This is a genomic window from Bradyrhizobium yuanmingense, assembly GCF_025200905.1.
Classification (GTDB): Bacteria; Pseudomonadota; Alphaproteobacteria; order Rhizobiales; family Xanthobacteraceae; genus Bradyrhizobium; species Bradyrhizobium yuanmingense.
In genome coordinates, this window is sequence record NZ_CP104173.1 from 4,316,007 (window position 1) to 4,336,599 (window position 20,593).

A 20,593-nucleotide genomic window follows, 5' to 3' on the forward strand; every position below is an offset into this window, starting at 1 on the left:
TCCATTAAATTTGCGGAACCCGGGTTTTTGCTTGATAAGCGCGATTAATTAATAAATAATTAAATATTAAATCGCAGAGCCCCCGGCACATGAATTTCGTGAACCGACATTTCCCCGATCGGGAGGTTACGGATCGCCTCAGTCCCGAACCGACGGTATTCCGCGAGCCCAAATGGCCCCTCCGTTATGACGCGATCGAGCACGTGGTGCTCGGTGCTGATGTTGCGACTATTCTGTTCGCCAGTCTCGTCTCTACATTGCTTTACCAAGCTCAGTATGGGCAAGCCGCGGCCAACTTGGCCAACGCCCTTGGCTTGGCGCTGGTTAGCGCAGCTTGTCTCGTTTGCCTGCTGAAGACCTACGGCCTTTATCAGCCGGTTGAGCTCCTCGTCCTCCGAAACCAGATGCGCGCGGTCTGTTTAGCTTGGATGTCTTCAGTACTTTTCATCTTGGCGGTGTACGGCTTCGCAATTCGCCCGGAGACATCTCAGCACCCAGGCCTGCTCTTCGCGGTCTTGAGCCTGAGCTTACTTTTGGGCGAACGGTGGGGAGTCAAGGTGCTTCTCGGAAGGGCCCTGAGCGGCAGGAGGTTCGCCACTACAAACATTGTTCTGATCAGCGATCAACCATTGGCGAAGAACGTGGGATTGTCCGAGACCTTGTCGATGCACGGGTATCTCGTGAAGAAACGGTTCAGCTTGCCTCCGTTAGGCTTCGGTCCTGCCTGCCGAAGGCGGCTCACGACGCGCGTCATCGACTACATCCGCACTTGCCATCTTGATCAGGTGGTGGTGGAAGCTGAACCGGAGCGATGGCCCGAACTGCGAGCCTTTGTTGCCGATCTGCGCGTTTTGCCCTTCCCGATTATATTCGTGCCCGTTGGCACGACATCCGAATTGCTTCGACACCCCAAGCGGAGTCTTGGAAGCGCCGTTTGTGTAGAGCTCCAGCGTGGCCCCCTCACACCGCTGGAGTGCGCGATCAAGCGGACGATTGACGTTATCGGTGCGGGCCTCGCATTGGTGATGCTCGCCCCGCTGCTTGCGCTCACCGCGGTGGCGATCAAGTTAGATTCCCCGGGTCCTGTATTCTTTCGGCAGCAACGCTGTGGCTTTAACGGCCGAATCTTCTTGATCCGTAAATTCCGGACCATGCGTGTGCTCGAGGACGGGCCCGTAATCCTTCAGGCCAACCGCGCCGATCGACGCGTTACCCGCATCGGCAAATGGCTGCGCCGAATGAGCTTCGATGAATTGCCGCAACTGCTAAACGTTCTCGATGGCAGCATGTCGCTCGTGGGCCCGCGTCCTCACGCCGTGGCTCACGACAGTGAATTTGACAAGCTTGTGCGAAACTACGCGCTTCGGCACCGGGTCAGGCCGGGATTGACTGGCTGGGCTCAAGTCCATGGCTGCCGGGGCGCCACTCCCACAGCAGTCATGGTCGAAACACGTGTCCAATATGATCTCTGGTACATCGACAACTGGAGTCTTGGGTTGGATCTCGCAATCCTCCTGCGAACTCCGGTAGAGGTCTTGCGAGGGCGCAATGCCTACTAGAGCACAGATCATGCGAGTAGCGCCTCTTATTGGCCCTTACACTCCTGCCAATTACCGATTAGTCACGCGCGCTGGCGAAGCTTCGGACTTGCTTCGCCAATGCGAAACTCTTCAATTCTCCGGCCAGACTTCATTGCGGCAACCAACCAGCGCGGCCGCTTACCACGTCCCGACCAGGTCTCGGCCGTCTGCGGATTCCGATATTTCGGCAGCACCCGAGGATATTTGCGTCTCGGCTTGCCGGTCGAAGACGCGCCTGCCGGGCTCGAATCCGCCAAAACAGCCATCCCGCCCCCAAGTGCCGCTAAGCGCTTTTCCAGCTCGTTCTTTTCCGCCTTGATCCGGTCAGACAGGATCCCGCTGATTTCCTCATGAAGCGACCAGAGATCGTCAAGGGACATCGCTTCTAACTCAAGTTTCTTAGCCGCCATGATCTCACCGTGTAGTTGCGCCCAACCCAATATTGCCTCTGTCGATATATTAATCAAGACAGAGAGCCCGATTATCCCAGAAGAATGTTTGGAACCGAACTGGAACTGGCGCTCCAGATAACTGGGTCCACGTTAATAATCAAGCCGGGAAAATGAGCGATCCGCACAATTTAACCGCGTACAGGAGATGCGCACATCTATTTGCTTAATCACCGGGCGGGAACTGCTCACGCCCCATCAGAGATGGCATATGAGCCGATCCCGTCAGGGACCTGCCACGCCGCAGCATTAGATGCTGACGCGCCGGACTGCTTTTGTTAAGCCTCGGTTGGCCTACCCGCCTTGCGGCCTCCCCAGAGACGCAAACGGCAGCTAATAATCCCAATATCCTTCAGCGCGCGCCGTCTGAGCTCGATTTGGAAGCTCAGGGCCCGGATATCGGACAACACGGTCGACGGAGCCGCAAACCGGCCGACTGAATCCTGAAGACGTTCAAGAGGATACTCGATCAAACCATGCCTCCTCTACGCATCTTCGCAAGATTCTTTGCCACCAAGATCAATTAATAAAATAATCGTCGCATTAATTATTAAATAATATATAATAGATTTATTGCATGGTCAATTTGAGCACTGATTTGGTCAAACATTCATTTGTCACTCGGACGAAGAATGGCTGGATGACGACGGGTCAGTCGAACGGTGTCGAGAAATGCTAATGCGAAGGCAAGATCTCGAAGCCATGGATTTTGAGGAACTTTGGCTCCTTCACGAGGAGCTGACAAAGATTCTCGCCGAAAAGATCACCGCCGAAAAGCGAGAGCTAGAAAAGCGTCTTGCGCAGCTCAACCAGCCGGATCAACTCGGCGGAGCTGAAAGCGGGGCGACTGAGGCGGGAACAGGCCAGCCGCCTCGTCGCAAATACCCGAAGGTCGTGCCGAAATACTTCAATCCGCTTCAGCCAACAGAGACTTGGTCCGGACGTGGTAAGCAGCCCCGCTGGCTCGTTGCCGCCCTGCAATCGGGCCACACGCTCGAGGAGTTCAAGATCCCCGAGAACGGTGAATCGTCCGAACGGAATGCTGGTGGTCGAGAGCATTCCTAGATGCGCGAAAGTCGGACACACCGCATTGAGCTGGGAATTTCCACCGTGCGTCCCGAGCGGCGAATTCCACCTCGAACAGGCGGCGGATCGAAAACCCGCTTGGCCAACCGACGCCTCAATCGCGAAAGCGATGACGTTCGCTGGCCTTAGACCTTGCCCGCACGAGCTGCGGTCGTCGCGTTCAAAAGAAGTCGTAAGGTGCTAGCTCTTGGCACAGTCCACAATCCCCGTCGGTTCGCCCCTGTTTTTGTCGAGACGATAGTTGCCTCTCTGCGGTAGTTTCTGAAGTCCAGAAGGCTCATCGCCAGGAGAGGCACGCGCGTAGCCGGAAAGCGTGCTTGCATCAACTGACGCATGAACTGCAGGCGAGGAATCAGTCGGGAGCGCAACGCGTGTGGAATATCGACGCCAAGTAGCTCGGCAACGGCGATCAGCTGGGTTTCAACCGCGTTCTTCATCAAGTCGCCCGAGACACGAGAGGCAAGCTTCTCCCAGTCGACAGGCTCGGCTGAATGGCTTAGGTCGCGCAATTCAACAAGGTGCCGCAGGTCGAGGTCGCCGAGCCAATAACCATAGTCTTGAAACTGGTCATGGATGATCAACATCAGCGCTTGGAAGGTTGGCGTGGGGATATATACGCGCGCCCGTCCGAGCGGCGCAGGAATACAATGGTTCGGCGCATGCCCGAAGTTCTGGTAGAGGTACGCAGGACCTGGAGCTGCCTGCTGCAGGTCGATGGACCCGACATCCTGGGCGCGATTCAGATCGGCATACCATCTATGGCTTTCGGGAGGGGTCTGGTAATGGATATCGTAACCAATTCCAGATAGCGCGGCGACAGCCGTTCTGGCCTCGTCCGGCATGACCATGATATCCAGATCGGACATTATCCGAACACCTCTTCGCGCCTCGGGCGCGGTCGCCAGTGTCGAAGCCCCCTTGAGTAGGACCGGCGTAATGCCATGACCGTTCAGCGCAACGACGGCCTCTTCGAGTTGAGCGACGAGGCGGTTATTGCGCAGCCCGTTTCGGCGGTGGATATGGCGAATATAGGCGCAGACGTCCTCCGGCAGCACCGACGCGAATTTGTCGACAAAGTCGATGAGCGCCGGCGTCGTCAGGGTCTGATTTGCGAGCCCGATGACTGAGGTCCACTCCATGTCGACAGGCGGCATGCCTCGCAAGCAATTGCAGAGGCTCCTGACCGCGCTGCTATGCCTTGCCATTGCACAGATCCACAAGCAGGCGCCGAGCCTCTCCGGCCTCGCAGTAGGTGAGTTGAAGCGATTGCGCACCCGCGACAATGCGCCTTAAAGCAAGAAAGCCAGTCTGCGACAGTCTACCATCGCTGGCGAATGCGTGCTCGATGAGCCGCTTCATCGAAGCCAGACGATCTATTTCGGTTAGTTCGGTCGGACCGCTCGCGACCCGGTTCAAGAAGATGATCCAGCCTGCGGAGAAGCTTTCGTTCTGCGCATCAGGAATGGGTACGTACCGCACCCGAACGCCGTCGGAGCGGCAATGCGTCGCATCGTAGCGGTCGCCATGTAGTCGCGAGAGCAAGTCCCACGATCCTTCCTTGAGGGTGAGCGCAAACGGTACTCCGCAGATCGTTCCGTCACCGCCAACCAGCGCGACGTCATCGCCAGCGTACCGAAATCCGGCGTCCACCAGCTGCAATGTGAGGGTAGACTTTCCTGCTCCCGGATGGCCGCATAACAACAGGCCCATGCCGTCGTTCACGAGAGAAGCGGCATGAAGGGAGAACACCCAGCGAATGTTTCGAATAAGCCGCTCGGTGACGTGAGCTTTGATCGTAGGGGCTAGTGCATCGACTTCGCATCTGGAAATGCTGGAATCTTCTGCGCGCAAGAACACTTGTTCATCCAGCATCATTGCCTCGATCGCGATGTCGCCGTCGCCGCCGGCACTCTGGTCCGACACACTGAATGGCGACAGCAGCCGCCTCAAGAGGTCCGGATTTGCAGCCCGGATGTCTATTCTGTGGCGACCCAAATGAGCTGAGAAGGCGCAATCGGTCGGCATTCGCCAATCGACTTCGAGCAACGCTCGATCGACCCAGACATCTACGACCTGTCGCGTGAACTGGCGTGCCGTGTGCTCGTCAATGCCTTGCGCCGCAAGCCCCCGATAAATGTCTCCAAGCGAGGAGCCTTCCCCTAACTTGCACCAGATGAATGCCCCTACTCGGTCGAGTTCAAAAATCTTCTGCCCCGCTTCGCTGAAGATCATTGGTCGACCATCCAACAGCGCGAATACTGCATCCGGAGCCGGTCTCAATACTATCTCTGCCGACGATCTTTCCAGCACGGCTTCCACCAATGTGAACCATTCTGCCTCGCCTGTACCGGCGAGGCGGCGACAGCCTCCGGGATGCGATGTTGTCGCGGCACCGGACAAGCGGACCCGCCGCCACCTGCGAGACTCAATCTAGCCCGGTCTGCGGCGCCTGCGATTTCGTTCACCCGAACACACGCCACCGGTCCGGCTCGTTTGGACATGTCAATCCGGCTGGTCATGCCGCGAGCTGACCGTCCTTGCCCCCGTCTTGAGGAGAGATGTTCAACCCCTGCTCTCCCATGAGGCTCGGCCTGGCGATCGACCGATGAGCATCCAATAGGTACCGATAAGCTTCGCGATCGGCACTCCGTTCTCTTAGAATGCGTTCCTTCTCGCCAATGCTGACCAATTCTGCGCGCATCTGAGCCAGCTGCAGCGTCTCCGAGGTGAGGTTGTACTCGTTAAGAATTAATTCCCACATTGTCTCCTCCAGCCGAAGAAACCTGGACGAGTGTACCTTACGTGATCGGCAGCAATTAACCAACGAGATTTGCAGATTTTGCTTATAATCAAAATTTGTTTCATATTTGAACCTCGGGCGAGCATTCAATACCGTGACAAAGCGCAACCACGTGCCGAACCGACTTGAGAATGGTGGCCTGCAGAAGCCTACGAGAAAAGGGACTGACGTTTTTCGGTAATGCATCGCGCCGCGCAAAAAAATAAATCAGCCGAGAGTCGTAAATCAGACCGACAAGGCGAGTTTTAATTTGCACAAATAATAAAAAAGAGAATAGTTAATGGACTGCACCGAGGGGAGTGACACCAGTGATGCGGTTGGCTGATCTGTCCGTCGAGAGGAAATTGATGGTTTTGTCGCAGGGGGAACGTTCGGCACGAAGTCGCGGGTATTTCGACATGACGGTTATTAGGCGCCTCCCAGAAGCGTTCGGTTGAGGTCGGACATTATTCAGAGTTGCGGCGAAAGCCCGCAGCTATCCCAAGAATTCGCCAAGCAGGAATCCGGTCGGTTGGAGAAGCGTCGTCACGAGCAAGCTGCCCTTTTGCTCGAACAACGACCCCAGGTGCGATGCCCCCCAAGTCACCCGCACCGACGAGAGCGCACTCCAGCCGGCCGGCCCTTTTTCTCGACAAATACGTGTTTCAGGGAGGCTCGTATGGGCATGATCATGGTCAAGTGTCCGCAATCCGGCCGCGCGATTCCGACCGGCATCAAATCCGATCGTGAGACTTTCCTGCGAAGCATCGTGTTTTTCGGCAATACTCTTTGTCCGGACTGTCGGGCCAATCACAACTGGTTTGCCCGCGAGGCCTGGGTCGAGGAGCCGATCGTCAGAACAGTAGAGGTAGCTCGTACAGCGCCAACGTGCTGATGCAAATGACGCGCGCGCTTCGGAGAGTGTGTTGATATTCCCCTTCCGATAGCGCGTTGCTGTTGCAATGCATTGCAACCATTTAGAATATTTTCGCGCATTGTCGTAAAACGAACCGACGCCCCCGGTGGCCATCGCTTAGACGTTGTTGGCACGTCGCCACAAATCCGAGCACGAATTCGGCAAAGGCCTGTTTGGGGGTGTTGTAGTGAGTAGTGGGATTTCCAGCCTGGCTGTTCTGCGTGACACAAGAATCGAGCTCGTCAGCCTGCTGGCCCAATTGAGGCGGCTCCGCGAGAGAGTAAGAAGGGCGGAAGCACGGCGCTCGGGACAAAGACGACGATCATCGTCGGCATCGCGCGCCCGAGGCCGCCGAGCATGAGACATCGCACGCAAGGCATCCGCAGTTCAGGGGCAATTGTGACGACTATGCTCCCTGGAGTTGAAGGCCAGCATGGAATTGCAAGCGCTCTTCTGGATCCCCGTTAGTGTAGGACCGCTTCATCGATGCCCAACGGGCGAGGAGAACGATAACGAGCGACCGTATCGCCTCTTTCGTTCCCATTATGTTCTAGCTGGGTATGTCTGACCGACCCGCGAGCTGGCGCATGCCAAACCCGCAACTGACAACCGTCCTCGCCAGGCACCTCCCGAGACCTGAACGTGTGCAACCTCTACTCGATGACGAAGAACGTGGACGCGATCCGCCGCTTTGTTTGGCGAGCTCAACAGCAGCGTCGGCAACTGAGCATGCCAGGCATTTTCCCGGATTACCCCGCCCCCAATCGTCCGCAACGTGCCCGACAGGCGTGGGATCATTGCGGCCGGCTCTCCGCTGAAACTCATCATTACTTAGGATGGGGGGTGAAATCTTGAGGGCAACGAGCAAGCCACACAGTGAGCTTGCGTTCACTTTCGACGGCTCTTGCACACTCGTATTCACCGCCACGGTGGGCAACCCGCCAGCGATTTGCAAATTGTGGTGCGCTCGGAGGGACTCGAACCCCCACGGTGTTACCCACTGCCACCTCAAGGCAGCGCGTCTACCAGTTCCGCCACGAGCGCTAGGAGATGCCGGCCTGAGGTCGTTCGGGCGGCCGGATCAGCGGCGCCGATCTAACAAATCCATCAGGGGGATACAAGCCTGCAAAAGCCCTGAATTCCACAAGCTTGGCAGGAAAAACGCCGCCCTCCTCCAGGAGATCGGCCTTATAGGATACCCAGGCCGCTACCGCTTGCCCGGTCCCGTGTGACCGGGAGCCTACCGCGTCCCCGGCGAGCGCGGCAGCATCTGCTTGACCTCGACCGCGATTCTGTTGCGGTCGACCAGCACAACGCCGGAGGCGACCGGCAGATTATTGGCGAGCACCTTGACTTCGTCGGCCTCAGTTGCGTCCAGCTCGATGATGGCGCCGCGGGAAAGACGTAATACTTGATGGATCGGCATCGTGGTCGTCCCGAGGACGACCATGAGATCCACGGTGACTTTGTCGAGAGTGGGCACTGTCAGGACCGCCGCAACTTGAGACTTGGGACTCTTCATTTGCTCCAGAGATGATCACCACGTTATGGTTAGCCAATGGTTAATTCCCCTGAAAGCCACCGCCAAGACCTCGATTTGACGTCGTTTTCCGCCGCAGGCGGCGAAGTCGTCGAATGGCGGATTTCGGATGCCCCGGTGCCCTATCCGGAGGCCGTGGCCGCCATGGAGGCGCGTGTCGCGGCGATCGCCGCGGGCGAGGCCCCTGAACTGGTCTGGCTGCTGGAACATCCCCCGCTCTACACCTCCGGCACCTCGGGCAAGGAATCGGACCTGCTCGATTCCCGATTCCCGACCTTCGCGACGGGGCGCGGCGGGCAGCTCACCTATCACGGGCCCGGCCAGCGCGTGGCCTACATCATGCTGGATCTCAAGCGCCGCCGGCCGGACGTGCGGGCCTATGTCGCGAGCCTGGAGGAGCTGATCCTGAAGACGCTCGCCGCCTTCAACGTCCGCGGCGAGCGGCGCGAGGACCGGGTCGGCGTCTGGGTCAGGCGGCCCGACAAGGGACCCGAGCACGAAGACAAGATCGCGGCGATCGGCGTCCGGCTGAAGCGCTGGGTCTCGTTTCACGGCATCGCCATCAATGTCGAGCCGGAGCTGTCGCATTTCGCCGGCATCGTGCCCTGCGGTGTCGTCGATCCCCGCTACGGCGTCACCTCGCTGGTCGATCTCGGCCAGCTCGTGACCATGGCCGATGTCGATATTGCGCTCCGGCAGGCGTTCGAGGAGCTGTTCGGGCCGACCCGCGCACTGCTGCCGGAAGCGGCAGTCTAATACTTTTTCTGTTTGAGCCGACCGCGCCGCTCTCCGCCCGTCGCGGAATCAGCTACGCTTCATTTCGGTGCCGCCCACGCCTCCCCCCTCCGCCGGGAAAGCAGACTTCATGCCGGGCGAGTTGATCATCGGCCGACTGTTCGAGCGCCAGGCATAAGGAGGGGTTGCGATCCATGCTCGCAATGGGACGTTTTGACGATGAAACTGTCTGCGCCCATCTACCATCTGAAGCGCAAGGCCAGGCGCCTGTCTCGCGAGGCCGGCCTTCCGCTCCACGACGCGCTTGACCGCGTCGCTGCGAGGGAAGGGTTTTCCGCCTGGAGCATGCTTGCGGCCAAAGCAGCCGCACTGAGTCCCGCGAGCAAACTGTTCGCGCAATTCCGTCCGGGCGATTTGGTGCTGGTCGGGGCGCGTCCCGGCCAGGGCAAGACGTTGATGAGCCTCGGACTTGCCGTCGAAGCCATGAAGTCCGGCCATCGCGCCGCATTCTTCTCGCTCGAATATACCGAGAAGGATGTGCTGGAGCGTCTGCGGGTCATCGGCGTGGAGCCGGCACAGTTCGACAAGCTGTTCGAGGTGGATTGCTCCGACGGGATCAGCGCCGATTACGTCGTCAAGCAGATGGCAGCGGCGCCGCGCGGCACCTTCGTCGTGATCGACTACCTGCAGTTGCTCGATCAGAGGCGGGAAAACCCCGACCTGACGGTGCAGGTGCGCGCGCTGAAATCGTTCGCGCGCGACACGGGGCTGATCGTCGTCTTCATCTCGCAGATCGATCGATCCTATGATCCCGCAGCCAAGCCCTGCCCCGATCTCAGCGATGTCCGCTTGCCGAACCCGCTGGACCTGAAGCTGTTCGACAAGACATGCTTCATCAACAACGCCGAAGTGCAGTTCCGCGCAGCGAGCTGATGGCTTCGGGCCGCGGGTGAGATGGCTCACCCGCGGCCTCTCGCATCACGCCGCCTGCAGCGAGACCTCGAGCTTGCCGGCGATGTAGCGCCGCTCCTGAGACAGGCCGCCAAAGCCGTAGGCATCGCCCTTGACCTCGTCGACATGCAGGTAGGTCTCGGGATGCAGCGGCCCCAGGATCTCGGCCATGCGCTTGAACATGGCGGCGAGATAGGCCGCCTTCTCGTCCTTGGTGTTCGTGCCCTCGGTGACGTGGATGTCGATCCAGTAGCTGGCGAGCTTCTGCTCGGCGAGCGACTCGCCGCCGGCGAACCAGTCGCCCGCATCCAAGGACTTCACGATGATGGCGGTGACCTTGGGGTCCTTGTGCAGGATACTTGCGGTCAGCTCGGACACCGCGCTCGCGATATCGGCCTTCAGCGAGGGGGACTGGCGAGACGTGGTGTAGGACACGGTGATCAGGGGCATCGTCGTTCTCCTCGATATGCCGCGCAATGTGTGCGGCGTCGGTAAGAAACTAGACCTGCCGCCATCATTTTGGTATCTTATCACGACTGATACCAATGATAACGATTTGTAATGACAGCCACACTCGACATCGCCACCGTCCAGGCCTTCCTTCTGGTCGCCGACCTTCAGAGCTTCACCCGCGCCGCCGAAGCGCTCGGCACGACGCAGGCCGCCGTCAGTCTCAAGCTGCAGCGGCTGGAGACATTGCTGGACAAGCGCCTCGTCGAGCGCTCGCCGCGCGCAGTCCGCCTTACCGCCGATGGCGCCGCGTTCCTCGATCGCGCCCGCGCGTTGATGACGGCACACGATCTCGCGCTGTCGGGCGACGCGCCGGCCGCGCAGTCGCTCTCGCTCGGCATCTCCGATCACGCCGCTGGCCCCGAATTGGTGCCGCTACTTGAGCGCCTGCACGCCATGTCGTCCAACCTCACCCTCGCCGTCACCATCGGCTTCTCGCGCGAGATGCAGGATGCCTACGATGCGGGCGAGCTCGATGCGGTGATCGTGCGCCAGGAAGGCAGCCGCCGCGGCGGCGAAAAATTGGCCGAGGACGAGTTCGGCTGGTTCGCCGCACGCCGCTTCACCCTGCCGAAAGGGGAGCCGTTGCCGCTCGCAACGCTCGCCCCGCCCTGTGGCGTCCGCGCCGTCGCCGTGCGCGCGCTCGACAAGGCCGGCATCTCCTGGCGCGAGCGCTTCGTCGGCGGCGGCGTCACCGCGGTGGTCGCGGCCGCGCTAGCGGGGCTTGCGATCGCGCCGCTGGCGCGGCGTATCGCGCCGCCCGGGCTGATGGACATCGGTCCTGCGCACAAGCTGCCGAAGCTCGGCAGCTCGAAGGTAATGCTGCATTCGAAGGTCAGCGATCCCGCGAAACTCGCCGCGCTGCGTGCGGTGGCCGCGACGTTCCGGAGCGTGGCGGCCGCCTGAAGTCTCACAAGATCGCCTCGAACGCGCTGCGCAGCGTCTCGTGCCGAAAGACAAAACCGCGGCTCAGCGCCTTGTTCGGCAGCACGCGCTGGCCGCCGAGCAGGAGCTCGTCGGCAAAGCCGCCGCCGATCCGGCGGAGCAGGCGGCCGGGAATGCGGAACAGGACGGGCCGGTGCAGGCGGCGGCCGAGCTCTTCCGTGAACTTTGCATTGGTGACCGGGATCGGTGCGGTGGCGTTGACGGGACCCGACAGGTCCGGCGTCGCGATCACATAGGCGATCAGGCGGATCAGATCGTCGCGCTCGATCCAGGACATCCATTGTCGCCCGGTGCCGAGCGGGCCGCCGAGGCCGAACTCGAACGGCGTCAGCATGCGCGTGACGAAGCCGCCTTCGGTGCCGAGCACGAGGCCGATGCGCAAATAAACCACGCGCACGCCGAGCTCCTCCGCCGGCCGCGCCGCTGTCTCCCAGGCCGCGCACAGCTCGTGGCTGAAGCAGGCATGCGACTTTGCCGATTCCGTCAGCACCTGGTCGGCCCAAAGGCCGTACCAGCCGATCGCCGAGCCGCTGATCAGCACCTCTGGCTTGCGCGCGAGCCGCGCGATCAGCTTGACGACCTCGCCGGTCGTGTCGATGCGTGAGCCGATGATCTTCGCACGCTTCGCTTCGGTCCAGAGGCCGTTGCCGATCGGCTCACCCGCGAGATTGACGATGGCGTCGATTGGCGTGTCCGCGGCGAGCTGGTCGAGGCTGGTGATCAGCGTCACCGGCGGCGGCAGCATCTCGGCTTTCGCGGGATTGCGGATCAGCGCGATGACGTGATGCCCTGCCCCGCTAAGGCCTGCCGCAAGCCGGCTGCCGATGAAGCCGGTGGCGCCAGTGACTAGCACGGTCTTGCGGCCGGGTAGCTTCTCGACAAGCCCGGCTGCGGGCACGCTCTTCATGCGACCGAGCCGCCGCACCGCCGCGAAATCCCTGAGGCCGCACAGTGCCGCGCCAAATGCGCAGGCGGTCGCGGCGATGCTGAGCAGGCCCTGATAGACGACGATCACGCTGACGGGCTGCATCGCCCAGGCGATTAGCACGGGTATCAACAGCACCAGAATGGCGCCGTAATTGATCGCAAGCAGCGTGTGATTGATGCGCTCGCTCGGCGGCAGCTTGCGGCTGAGGTCCTCCTCGATGAAATCCATCAAGGTGATGACGATCTCGGCGACCAGCACCGCGACGATCAACAGCGCCAGCACGCCGTGAACCTCGAGCCAGCCGAGCACCAGGAACAGCAGCGCATAGAGCATCTTGCGGATGCCGTGCAGCTTCAGCTCGAAGCGCTGCGACGGTCGCCAGGCCAGGCGCTCGGTGAATTCGTGGTGATATAAGGTGTCGAACACGCCCATCACGATCTGGATGGCGATGAGCGTCCACAACAGCGGCGTCATGATACGGCCTCCCTGAACAGGACGGATTGATGGATCAGCGCGCCGCGACGCGGGTGAGTGACATCGAGGGTGAAGCGGAAAGCGCCCTCGCCGAGATCTCGGTGCGTCACGGTGAGCTCGCCCGGCGTCAGCCAGCCCGGCAGCGGAAGCCACAGCCGTCCAAGCTGGAGGCCGTAGCCGGCGCTGCGAAAGGTCAGCACATGATCCTCGACCGCGATGCGCAGCGCCATCGACACGCCGAAGCCGACATATTCCTCGAGCCCGGTCGGACCGGCAAAACGCTTGGCGGAATGGATCACCTGCGGAAAACCGCGCTTGCGCGCGCAGATGCGCGTCCAGGTCTGGCCGCCGGTCGCGCCGTCCTCGGTGACCGTGACGATCATGGGCACGCCGATGTCGCGGCCGGTCGGCAATGGTCCGCCGATCAGGCGTGCGGCCTGCGCAAACCACCAGCCGAAATCGCTGAAGGCGATCTCGTCGACCACGCCGACATAGACGATACTGTCGCCGTCGGCGACGCGTTTCGAGAAGCGCCGCCATGTCGCGAGCGGCAGGCGGCCCCAATCCTCGTCCGACAGCAGCGCGCGGAAACGCCGGTCGTCGAGCAGTCTTACGTGAGCGGAGGTCGATGCGTTGGAGCCCGATAGTCTTGCCGACGTCATCGCAACCTCCTCGATGCTATTTGACCTTGCCGATCGGCAGCAGGTTGGCGATCTTCTCGCCAAGCCGCATCAAGGCGACCAGACGCGGCCGCGGCACTTTCAGCATCTGCATGAACCAGTGGTCGGCGAGCTCGGTGAACGCCAGCATCTCCTTCAGGCGCTTGGCTGCGACGGGACTGATGCCGGGATCGTCCGTGGCATCGGACACGCAGGCGCGAAGGGCCGCGATCGCCGGGTCGATCTCCCGCTCCTTGCGCCGCGCCGCGATCCTCGCGGCGATCTCCCAGATGTCGGTCTCGGCCTCGTAATGGTCGCGGCGATCGCCCAGGATCGGGACCCGCCGGATCAGGTTCCAGGCGAGCAGCTCCTTCAGCGAGTTGGAGACGTTGGACCGCGCCATGCCGAGCGTGTCGGCGATGTCCTCGGCGGTCATCGGCGCCTCGGCGAGATAAAGCAGCCCGTGAATCTGGCTTACCGAGCGGTTCACGCCCCACTCGTCGCCCATGTCGCCCCAGTGCAGGATGAAGCGCTCGACGGCGGCGGGGAGTTTCTTTTTTCCGGTTATTTCTGTCATGACAGAAATATCTGACGAACTTGCTTTCTTGTCAAGGACCCGCCTTGCATACGGTCCGTAAAGCTTGCCTAGAAATGTCCCACAGGGCGGGAACCATCTCGCGGATGCCGCGTTTGTTCCCGTCGAGGCGGGGTCCGGGAATGGTCGAAAAGTTCAGTCAACAGAGAGACCTGTTCGAGAGCGAGCGCAGTTTCCGGCTGTTGGTTGAGGGGGTTGCCGACTACGCGCTGTACATGCTCGACCCCAACGGGATCATCACCAGCTGGAACATCGGCGGCGAACGCATCAAGGGCTACCCCCCAGAGGAGATCCTCGGCCAGCATTTTTCCCGTTTCTACACCGAGACCGACCGCGCCAATGGCAAGCCAGCCCGGGCGCTCGGCATCGCGCGGGAAAAAGGCCGATACGAGGAGGAAGGCTGGCGTGTCCGCAAGGACGGCACGTTCTTCTGGGCGAGCGTCGTGATCGACCCGATCTACGAGGACGGCAGGCTGATCGGCTTCGCCAAGATCACACGCGACATCACAGAGCGCCGCAATGCGCAGCTCAAGCTCGAGGCGATGCAGAAGCAGTTGGCCGAGTCGCAGAAATTCGATGCGCTGGGGCAGCTCACCGGCGGTGTCGCCCACGACTTCAACAATCTTCTGATGATCATCAGCGGCAGCCTTCACATCCTGAAGAAAGGCGCCGCCGACGACCCCAAGCTCGAGCGCGCCATCTCGGCGATCGACACCGCGACCAAGCGCGGCGCAGCGCTGACCAACCAGCTTCTCACCTTCGCGCGTCGGCAAAGCGTCAACCCGCAGGCGATCGATTTTGCCGACCGTATCGCGGCGATCCGCGAGGTGCTCGACGCGGGCGTCGGCAGCTCCGTGCGCCTCGCTTTCGACATCCACTCCGACACCTGGCCGATCAGGGCCGACGTCTCCGAGCTCGAGACCGCGCTGCTCAACCTCGTCATCAATGCCCGCGACGCGATGCCGGACGGCGGCACGGTGACGATCGGCGCACGCAACGTCGTGCTGAACGAGACGCCCCTCGTCGGCGATTTCGTCGCAATCGACGTCCGCGATACCGGGCTCGGAATTCCTTCCGACGTCCTCGATAAGATCTTCGAGCCGTTCTTCACGACCAAGCCGATCGGAAAAGGCACCGGCCTCGGCCTTTCGCAGGTGCACGGCTTCGCCCACCAGGCCGGCGGCACGGTGAAGGTCGCGAGCGAGCTCGGCAAGGGCACGACATTCACCATCGTCCTGCCGCGCGGCACAGATATGCCGTCGCGGGAGACGCCGGGAGCGACGTTCCGCGGCAGCGGCACGGTGCTGCTGGTCGAGGACAATCCCGACGTCGCGCTGGTCAGCATCGGTCTTCTGGAGCAGCTCGGCTATCAGGTGCGCCGTGTCGCCGATGCCGAAGCGGCATTGCGCGAGATCGAGAGCGACGGCGTCGACTTCGTGTTCTCGGACATCGTCATGCCCGGCAAGATGGACGGCCTCAGCCTCGCCCATCACCTGCGTCAGATCCGTCCCGGCCTGCCGATCCTGCTCGCCACCGGCTACAGCGAGGTCGCCGCCGGCGTGCGCGGTGATTTCCCGATCCTGCGCAAGCCCTACGAGATCCACGAGCTGAGCGAGGCAATCGCGAAATTGCCGAAGTGACGGCTTCTCTTCGCCTCTCCCCGCGTGCGGGCGCGGGAGTCGATGCACATCACACCGTCGGCAGCACCGAAAACGCTTCCCCTGCCCTGCGCAAATTCAGCTCATCCGCGCTTGCCGTCTCGCTGGTGACAGCGTCGACGCGCGAGGACGGCGGGCCGTGGCGGCACAGTGCGACCATGTCGGCAACGTGCGTCGGCGCGCCAGCGAACAGCGCTTCCACGCTGCCGTCGCGGCGGTTGCGGACCCAGCCTTCGAGGCCATACGCGATGGCCTGCGACTCCACCCAGGCTCGATAACCGACGCCCTGCACGCGGCCGCGGATCATGACCTGAAGAATCGCCCGGCTCATGTCTTCGATCCCAGCCAATCGGCGCTGCGCGCCTTGACCGCCGCCTCGCGCGTCACGCGGGCCATCAGCTCCGACGATGCCAGGCCCTTGAGGCTTTTTGGCGCCATGCCCTCGCGCAACGCCTTCTGCGTCTCGTAGACGGCTTGCGTCGCGGCGGCGATCGGCGCATGGCCCTGCAGCGCGATACGCACGCGCTGACCCCCGAGATAATCGAGCCCGCTCAATTCCTCCGACGCGCCGCCGAGCACGATCGGCAGACGCGTGGCGGCGGCGAGGGTCTCGAGCTCGGCGCGCGACTTGATGCCGGTGAAAAACAGCGCATCGACGCCGGCCGCCTCATAAGCCTGGGCGCGCCGCACCGCATCCTCGATCGAGGTGATCGCGGCTGCGCCGGTGCGGCCCATGATGACCAGCGAGGGATCGCCGCGACCGCCAAGCGCCGCCTCCATCTTGCCGACGCCCTCCTCCAGCGAGATCAGCTGCGCCTTCGTCGCACCGAATGCGGCCGGCAACAGCGTGTCCTCGATGGTGAGGCCGGCCGCGCCCGACGTCTCCAGCTCCTGCACCGTGCGGCGCACGTTCAGCGCATTGCCATAGCCGTGATCGGCGTCGACGAGCACAGGCAGCGCCGAGGCCCGCGACATCCGCCGCATCTGCTCGGCAAGCTCGGTGAGCGTGATCAGCGTGACATCGGGATCGCCGAGCACGGCGAGCGAAGCCACCGATCCGCCGAACATGCCAAGCGGAAAGCCGAGATCCTCGGCAATCCGGATCGAGATCGCGTCATAGACCGAGCCGGGATGGACGCACGTCCCGCCCGACAGGATCGATCGCAGTTTCTCGCGGCGGGAACGAAAGGCCATGGTTGCCCTCCCAATATTGCGACGCAGCCGCAACGTACTCCGTCATTGCGAGCGCAGCGAAGCAATCCAGTGTCTTTCCGCAGAGGCAGTCTGGATTGCTTCGCTGCGCTCGCAATGACGGTGAGCTTGGGGCCAGGCAAGACCCCCACTCACATCTTTTATCTTACGCAAACTCCAGGATCAGCGCGTCCACCGCGAGTGTCGCGCCGGCGCTGGCGTGGATCTTCTTCACGGTTCCGTCCTGTTCGGCGCGCAGCACGTTCTGCATCTTCATGGCTTCGACCACCGCCAAGGTCTCGCCGGCCTTGACCTCCTGCCCCTCGCTGACCGCGATCGAGACGACGAGGCCCGGCATCGGGCAGAGCAGCTTCTTGCCGCTGTCGGAGGCCGTGGTCACCGGCATCAGCCGCGCGGAGGCCGCCTCGGCCTCGGTCCAGACATAGACCGGCACCTCGACGCCCTGATGCGCGAGACGAACGCCGTTCGGAATCGGCCGCGCCTGCACGGCCACGAACTGACCGTCGATTGTGCCCTGCCAGACCGGATCGCCCGGCTTCCACGGCGACTGCAACAGATGCGTGTTGCCGGCCTTGCCGTCGGCGTCGATGAAGCGGATCGCTATCGCCTCGCCTTCGCGCGCGACCTCGAGCAGGATCTCCTGGCGCTCGAGCCAGACCGCGCGACGCCGCTCGCGCTGCACGACGCGGCCGCCCATCTGGCCGGAAATCTGCCGCTTGCGCGCTCCGAGCACGTGATCGATCGCGGCGCCGACCGCGGCGATGCGACGCGCGACCTCACCCTCGGGCACACGCACCGCAAAACCCTTGGGGAATTCCTCGGCGATGAAGCCGGTCGAGAGCCGTCCCTCGCGCCAACGCGGATGATGCATCAAGGCCGACAGGAACGGGATGTTGTGGCGGATGCCATCGACATAGAACGAGTCCAGTGCAGTCGCCTGCGCCTCGATCGCCGCCGCGCGCGAGGGCGCATGGGTGACGAGCTTGGCGATCATCGGATCGTAATGGATCGAGATCTCGCCGCCCTCCTGCACGCCGGTATCGTTGCGGATGGTGACGCCGTCCTTGCTGGCCTCCGCCGGCGGACGATACTTCACGAGGCGTCCGATCGAGGGCAGGAAGTTGCGGAACGGATCTTCCGCATAGAGGCGCGATTCCACCGCCCAGCCGGTCAGCGTGACGTCCTTCTGCGCGATGGCGAGCTTCTCGCCGCTCGCGACGCGGATCATCTGCTCGACGAGATCGATGCCGGTGACGAGCTCCGTGACGGGATGCTCGACCTGGAGGCGCGTGTTCATCTCCAGAAAGTAGAAGCTCTTGTCCTGGCCTGCGACGAACTCGACCGTGCCGGCGGAATCGTAGTTCACGGCCTTGGCCAGCGCGACCGCCTGCTCGCCCATCTTGCGGCGGGTCGCCTCGTCCAGAAGCGGCGACGGCGCTTCCTCGATGACCTTCTGGTTGCGGCGCTGGATCGAGCATTCGCGTTCGCCGAGATAGATCACGTTGCCGTGCTTGTCGCCGAGCACCTGGATCTCGATGTGGCGGGGATCGACGATGAACTTCTCGACGAAGACGCGGTCGTCGCCGAACGAGGCCTTCGCCTCGGCCTTGGCGAGGTTGAAGCCTTCGGCGACCTCGGCTTTGGAATGGGCGATGCGCATGCCCTTGCCGCCGCCGCCGGCGGAGGCCTTGATCATGACGGGGTAGCCGATCTCGTCGGCGATCCGCACCGCGTGCTTGTCGTCCTCGATGACGCCGAGATAGCCCGGCACGGTCGAGACTTTTGCTTTTGCGGCGGCCTTCTTGGACTCGATCTTGTCGCCCATTGCGGCGATCGCGCCGGGATTCGGGCCGATGAAAACGATTCCTGCGGCTTCCAGCGCGCGCGGAAACGCCTCGCGCTCGGACAGGAAGCCGTAGCCGGGATGCACAGCCTCGGCACCCGTCTTCCGGCAGGCCTCCACGATCTTCTCGATCACCAGGTAGCTCTCGGCCGCGGCCGGCGGGCCGATCAGCACCGCCTCATCGGCCATCTCGACGTGGAGGGCATCGCGGTCGGCCTCGGAATAGACCGCGACCGTCTGAATTCCCATCTTGCGGGCAGTCTTGATGACCCGGCAGGCGATTTCGCCGCGATTGGCGATCAGAATGCGTTTGAACATGCTTTTCTTGAGTCTCGACCTTGGGCGGGACCCTTCCCTGGCCGTTGGGGCCTTTGGGAGGGGCCGTGTGGCTCCCGTGGTACATCAAAATGGGCCGGAGGCAACGGTCTAAATCGGGCCGCCTTTGGCGTACCAGCGCAAGACCGAAATGGGCCCGGCGCGCCTGCCGTGCGGCATCCCTAGGAGTTTCCGGCCTTGGCCGCGTCCCGGACCAGGTCATGAATGAAGCCCAGCTTGCCGACCACCGCGGGCGACAGGATGAAGGGATAGAGGTCGCGCAGGCCCATGGCGCGGTTGACGCTGTTCATGGCGAAGGTGAAGGGCAGCCATGCGTTGACCAGCACCTCGACATCCCTGGCCTCGTACGGGTTGAAGCGGATGCGCGCCGTCAGCTCCCCGTCGCGGTCGACCTTGGGACGCACCTCCATGCCGAACTCGGCGGCCATTTCCAGGGCATCGACGATGTGGAGGTAGTGCGCCCAGGTTTCGGCGAAATCCTCCCAAGGGTGGGTCGTGGCATAGGCCGAGACGTAGTTCTGCTGCCAGTCCGGCGGCGCGCCCTCGGCATAATGGCGCTGCAGGGCTTGGCCGTAATCGGCGCTATCGTCGCCGAAGACGGCGCGGCACTGGTCGAGCTTGCCGCCATCGCGCACCAGCACATCCCAGAAGTAATGTCCGACCTCGTGGCGGAAATGCCCGAGCAGCGTCCGATAGGGCTCGCCCATCTCGAGCCGGCGCCGCTCGCGCTCAATGTCGTCGGCCTCGGTCAGCGCGATCGTGATCAGGCCGTTGTCATGGCCGGTCATGACCTTCTCGCCGCTGTGCGGATCGTCGGCGAGGAAGTTGAAGATCAGGCCATGTTCGGGATTGTCCTGGCGGGTCTGGAGCGGCAGCTTCCAGCGGATCAGGGAATAGAACAGCCGGTGCTTGGCCATCTCCAGCTCGCGCCAGCCGGCGAGCTGCGCCGGATCCGAAAGGTTCGGCACGGTCCCGTTGTGGCGGCAGGCGCGGCAATAGCCGGTGCTATCGCCTGCGTCGGTCAGCCAGTTGCAGGCGTCGTACTCGGCATTCCGGCACAGCATCCGGCTCTCACTCTTGTCGGCGAGGATGGTCCAGGCGTCTCCGTCGGCCTCGATCGCCGACATCGTCTCCTTCTCTGGCAGGAAGGCGATCCGATGGCCGCAGCGTTCGCAGGCGCGGTTCTCGAAATAGAGGACGTTGCCGCAGGCCTGGCAGATAAAGAGCTTCAAGATTTAGCCTCGTGGGAAAGGAAAGCCTATGAGCGCGCTGGCACCTCGCGACGACGCCTCAATCCGCCGATCGTTCCAGTATTCGGAACAAATTGCCAGACCGGACGTTACCACCGCGTACTTCTCTGCGTTCAGGCGCGCGCCCCCATTTCCCGGCACCACCTG

20 protein-coding genes and 1 tRNA gene are annotated in these 20,593 nt (G+C 62.3%); 7 read left to right on the plus strand and 14 right to left on the minus strand.

Annotated elements, in window-relative coordinates:
• Nucleotides 1-89: 89 nt before the first annotated feature.
• Nucleotides 90-1,559, plus strand: a complete 1,470-nt coding sequence (locus N2605_RS20225; protein WP_260342352.1) for an exopolysaccharide biosynthesis polyprenyl glycosylphosphotransferase — start codon at nt 90-92, stop codon at nt 1,557-1,559.
• A 62-nt stretch (nt 1,560-1,621) separates the two neighbouring features.
• Here the strand turns inward: N2605_RS20225 and N2605_RS20230 are convergent, their stop codons facing one another.
• A complete protein-coding gene (locus tag N2605_RS20230) occupies nt 1,622-1,990 on the minus strand; it encodes an H-NS histone family protein (protein WP_036013596.1) in 369 nt (122 codons plus the stop codon).
• Nucleotides 1,991-2,707: 717 nt separating this feature from the next.
• Between N2605_RS20230 and N2605_RS20235 the strand changes: the two genes are divergently transcribed.
• The gene (locus tag N2605_RS20235; RefSeq protein WP_081493007.1) at nt 2,708-3,094 is read left to right on the plus strand and encodes an H-NS histone family protein; all 387 of its coding nucleotides are present in this window, start codon (nt 2,708-2,710) and stop codon (nt 3,092-3,094) included.
• Nucleotides 3,095-3,240: 146 nt separating this feature from the next.
• Here N2605_RS20235 and N2605_RS20240 read toward each other — a convergent pair whose 3' ends face one another.
• The 3 genes from N2605_RS20240 to N2605_RS20250 all read right to left on the minus strand — a co-directional run bounded on the left by N2605_RS20240 (nt 3,241) and on the right by N2605_RS20250 (nt 5,876).
• Entirely contained in the window at nt 3,241-4,254 is a 1,014-nt protein-coding gene (locus N2605_RS20240; RefSeq protein ID WP_260342355.1) for a nucleotidyltransferase family protein, read from the minus strand.
• A 52-nt stretch (nt 4,255-4,306) separates the two neighbouring features.
• Nucleotides 4,307-5,347 (minus strand): PqqD family peptide modification chaperone, encoded by a 1,041-nt coding sequence (locus tag N2605_RS20245; protein ID WP_225124994.1) that lies wholly within the window; start codon nt 5,345-5,347, stop codon nt 4,307-4,309.
• 283 nt (nt 5,348-5,630) lie between these two features.
• The gene (locus tag N2605_RS20250) at nt 5,631-5,876 is read right to left on the minus strand and encodes a hypothetical protein (protein WP_036013565.1); all 246 of its coding nucleotides are present in this window, start codon (nt 5,874-5,876) and stop codon (nt 5,631-5,633) included.
• Nucleotides 5,877-6,573: 697 nt separating this feature from the next.
• Here N2605_RS20250 and N2605_RS20255 point away from each other — a divergent pair.
• Nucleotides 6,574-6,789, plus strand: coding sequence for a hypothetical protein (locus tag N2605_RS20255; RefSeq protein WP_074448160.1), 216 nt, complete (start codon nt 6,574-6,576; stop codon nt 6,787-6,789).
• Between the two features lie 980 nt (nt 6,790-7,769).
• Here N2605_RS20255 and N2605_RS20260 read toward each other — a convergent pair.
• Nucleotides 7,770-7,854: transfer RNA gene (locus tag N2605_RS20260), tRNA-Leu, on the minus strand.
• A 196-nt stretch (nt 7,855-8,050) separates the two neighbouring features.
• Entirely contained in the window at nt 8,051-8,293 is a 243-nt protein-coding gene (locus N2605_RS20265) for a FliM/FliN family flagellar motor switch protein (RefSeq protein WP_018647371.1), read from the minus strand.
• A gap of 75 nt (nt 8,294-8,368) precedes the next feature.
• On the opposite strand from N2605_RS20265, the gene lipB reads away from it, so the two are divergent.
• Entirely contained in the window at nt 8,369-9,106 is a 738-nt protein-coding gene (gene lipB, locus N2605_RS20270; protein WP_225139919.1) for a lipoyl(octanoyl) transferase LipB, read from the plus strand.
• Between the two features lie 198 nt (nt 9,107-9,304).
• Nucleotides 9,305-10,018 carry a DNA helicase gene (locus N2605_RS20275; protein ID WP_225139918.1) on the plus strand — a complete coding sequence of 238 codons (714 nt, stop codon included), beginning with the start codon at nt 9,305-9,307 and terminating at the stop codon, nt 10,016-10,018.
• 45 nt (nt 10,019-10,063) lie between these two features.
• Here the strand turns inward: N2605_RS20275 and N2605_RS20280 are convergent, their stop codons facing one another.
• Nucleotides 10,064-10,486, minus strand: a complete 423-nt coding sequence (locus N2605_RS20280) for a tautomerase family protein (protein WP_225139917.1) — start codon at nt 10,484-10,486, stop codon at nt 10,064-10,066.
• Between the two features lie 111 nt (nt 10,487-10,597).
• On the opposite strand from N2605_RS20280, the gene N2605_RS20285 reads away from it, so the two are divergent.
• Nucleotides 10,598-11,452, plus strand: a complete 855-nt coding sequence (locus N2605_RS20285; protein WP_260342380.1) for a LysR family transcriptional regulator — start codon at nt 10,598-10,600, stop codon at nt 11,450-11,452.
• Between the two features lie 4 nt (nt 11,453-11,456).
• Here the strand turns inward: N2605_RS20285 and N2605_RS20290 are convergent, their stop codons facing one another.
• The 3 genes from N2605_RS20290 to N2605_RS20300 are packed head-to-tail and all read right to left on the minus strand — an operon-like array spanning nt 11,457 to nt 14,129.
• A complete protein-coding gene (locus N2605_RS20290) occupies nt 11,457-12,893 on the minus strand; it encodes a TIGR01777 family oxidoreductase (protein ID WP_260342382.1) in 1,437 nt (478 codons plus the stop codon).
• Nucleotides 12,890-13,555, minus strand: a complete 666-nt coding sequence (locus N2605_RS20295; RefSeq protein ID WP_260342384.1) for a DUF4166 domain-containing protein — start codon at nt 13,553-13,555, stop codon at nt 12,890-12,892. The genes N2605_RS20290 and N2605_RS20295 overlap by 4 nt, the downstream gene beginning before the upstream one ends.
• Before the next feature lie 16 nt (nt 13,556-13,571).
• Nucleotides 13,572-14,129: a GbsR/MarR family transcriptional regulator gene (locus N2605_RS20300; protein ID WP_036029135.1), complete on the minus strand. Its 558-nt coding sequence runs from the start codon at nt 14,127-14,129 to the stop codon at nt 13,572-13,574.
• Between the two features lie 140 nt (nt 14,130-14,269).
• Here N2605_RS20300 and N2605_RS20305 point away from each other — a divergent pair, with 140 nt between their 5' ends.
• Nucleotides 14,270-15,787, plus strand: a complete 1,518-nt coding sequence (locus N2605_RS20305) for a PAS domain-containing sensor histidine kinase (RefSeq protein ID WP_260342387.1) — start codon at nt 14,270-14,272, stop codon at nt 15,785-15,787.
• Between the two features lie 49 nt (nt 15,788-15,836).
• Here N2605_RS20305 and N2605_RS20310 read toward each other — a convergent pair whose 3' ends face one another.
• From N2605_RS20310 to N2605_RS20325, 4 genes are all read right to left on the minus strand, one after another.
• On the minus strand, nt 15,837-16,136 hold the full coding sequence (locus N2605_RS20310; protein ID WP_260342389.1) for an acylphosphatase: 300 nt from the start codon (nt 16,134-16,136) through the stop codon (nt 15,837-15,839).
• Nucleotides 16,133-16,999, minus strand: a complete 867-nt coding sequence (locus N2605_RS20315) for an isocitrate lyase/PEP mutase family protein (RefSeq protein WP_260342391.1) — start codon at nt 16,997-16,999, stop codon at nt 16,133-16,135. Before N2605_RS20315 ends, N2605_RS20310 begins: the two co-directional genes overlap by 4 nt.
• Before the next feature lie 163 nt (nt 17,000-17,162).
• Entirely contained in the window at nt 17,163-19,178 is a 2,016-nt protein-coding gene (locus tag N2605_RS20320) for an acetyl-CoA carboxylase biotin carboxylase subunit (protein ID WP_260342393.1), read from the minus strand.
• A gap of 179 nt (nt 19,179-19,357) precedes the next feature.
• A complete protein-coding gene (locus N2605_RS20325; RefSeq protein ID WP_260342395.1) occupies nt 19,358-20,428 on the minus strand; it encodes a zinc-binding metallopeptidase family protein in 1,071 nt (356 codons plus the stop codon).
• Nucleotides 20,429-20,593: the final 165 nt, after the last annotated feature.

Excerpts from the sequence above, each read along its gene's own strand:
- N2605_RS20225 (WP_260342352.1), top strand. The coding sequence starts at position 90 with ATGAATTTCGTGAACCGACATTTCCCCGATCGGGAGGTTACGGATCGC.
- N2605_RS20230 (WP_036013596.1), bottom strand. The coding sequence starts at position 1,990 with ATGGCGGCTAAGAAACTTGAGTTAGAAGCGATGTCCCTTGACGATCTC.
- N2605_RS20235 (WP_081493007.1), top strand. The coding sequence starts at position 2,708 with ATGCGAAGGCAAGATCTCGAAGCCATGGATTTTGAGGAACTTTGGCTC.
- N2605_RS20240 (WP_260342355.1), bottom strand. The coding sequence starts at position 4,254 with ATGGAGTGGACCTCAGTCATCGGGCTCGCAAATCAGACCCTGACGACG.
- N2605_RS20245 (WP_225124994.1), bottom strand. The coding sequence starts at position 5,347 with ATGATCTTCAGCGAAGCGGGGCAGAAGATTTTTGAACTCGACCGAGTA.
- N2605_RS20250 (WP_036013565.1), bottom strand. The coding sequence starts at position 5,876 with ATGTGGGAATTAATTCTTAACGAGTACAACCTCACCTCGGAGACGCTG.
- N2605_RS20255 (WP_074448160.1), top strand. The coding sequence starts at position 6,574 with ATGGGCATGATCATGGTCAAGTGTCCGCAATCCGGCCGCGCGATTCCG.
- lipB (WP_225139919.1), top strand. The coding sequence starts at position 8,369 with ATGGTTAATTCCCCTGAAAGCCACCGCCAAGACCTCGATTTGACGTCG.
- N2605_RS20275 (WP_225139918.1), top strand. The coding sequence starts at position 9,305 with ATGAAACTGTCTGCGCCCATCTACCATCTGAAGCGCAAGGCCAGGCGC.
- N2605_RS20280 (WP_225139917.1), bottom strand. The coding sequence starts at position 10,486 with ATGCCCCTGATCACCGTGTCCTACACCACGTCTCGCCAGTCCCCCTCG.
- N2605_RS20285 (WP_260342380.1), top strand. The coding sequence starts at position 10,598 with ATGACAGCCACACTCGACATCGCCACCGTCCAGGCCTTCCTTCTGGTC.
- N2605_RS20290 (WP_260342382.1), bottom strand. The coding sequence starts at position 12,893 with ATGACGCCGCTGTTGTGGACGCTCATCGCCATCCAGATCGTGATGGGC.
- N2605_RS20295 (WP_260342384.1), bottom strand. The coding sequence starts at position 13,555 with ATGACGTCGGCAAGACTATCGGGCTCCAACGCATCGACCTCCGCTCAC.
- N2605_RS20300 (WP_036029135.1), bottom strand. The coding sequence starts at position 14,129 with ATGACAGAAATAACCGGAAAAAAGAAACTCCCCGCCGCCGTCGAGCGC.
- N2605_RS20305 (WP_260342387.1), top strand. The coding sequence starts at position 14,270 with ATGGTCGAAAAGTTCAGTCAACAGAGAGACCTGTTCGAGAGCGAGCGC.
- N2605_RS20310 (WP_260342389.1), bottom strand. The coding sequence starts at position 16,136 with ATGAGCCGGGCGATTCTTCAGGTCATGATCCGCGGCCGCGTGCAGGGC.
- N2605_RS20315 (WP_260342391.1), bottom strand. The coding sequence starts at position 16,999 with ATGGCCTTTCGTTCCCGCCGCGAGAAACTGCGATCGATCCTGTCGGGC.
- N2605_RS20320 (WP_260342393.1), bottom strand. The coding sequence starts at position 19,178 with ATGTTCAAACGCATTCTGATCGCCAATCGCGGCGAAATCGCCTGCCGG.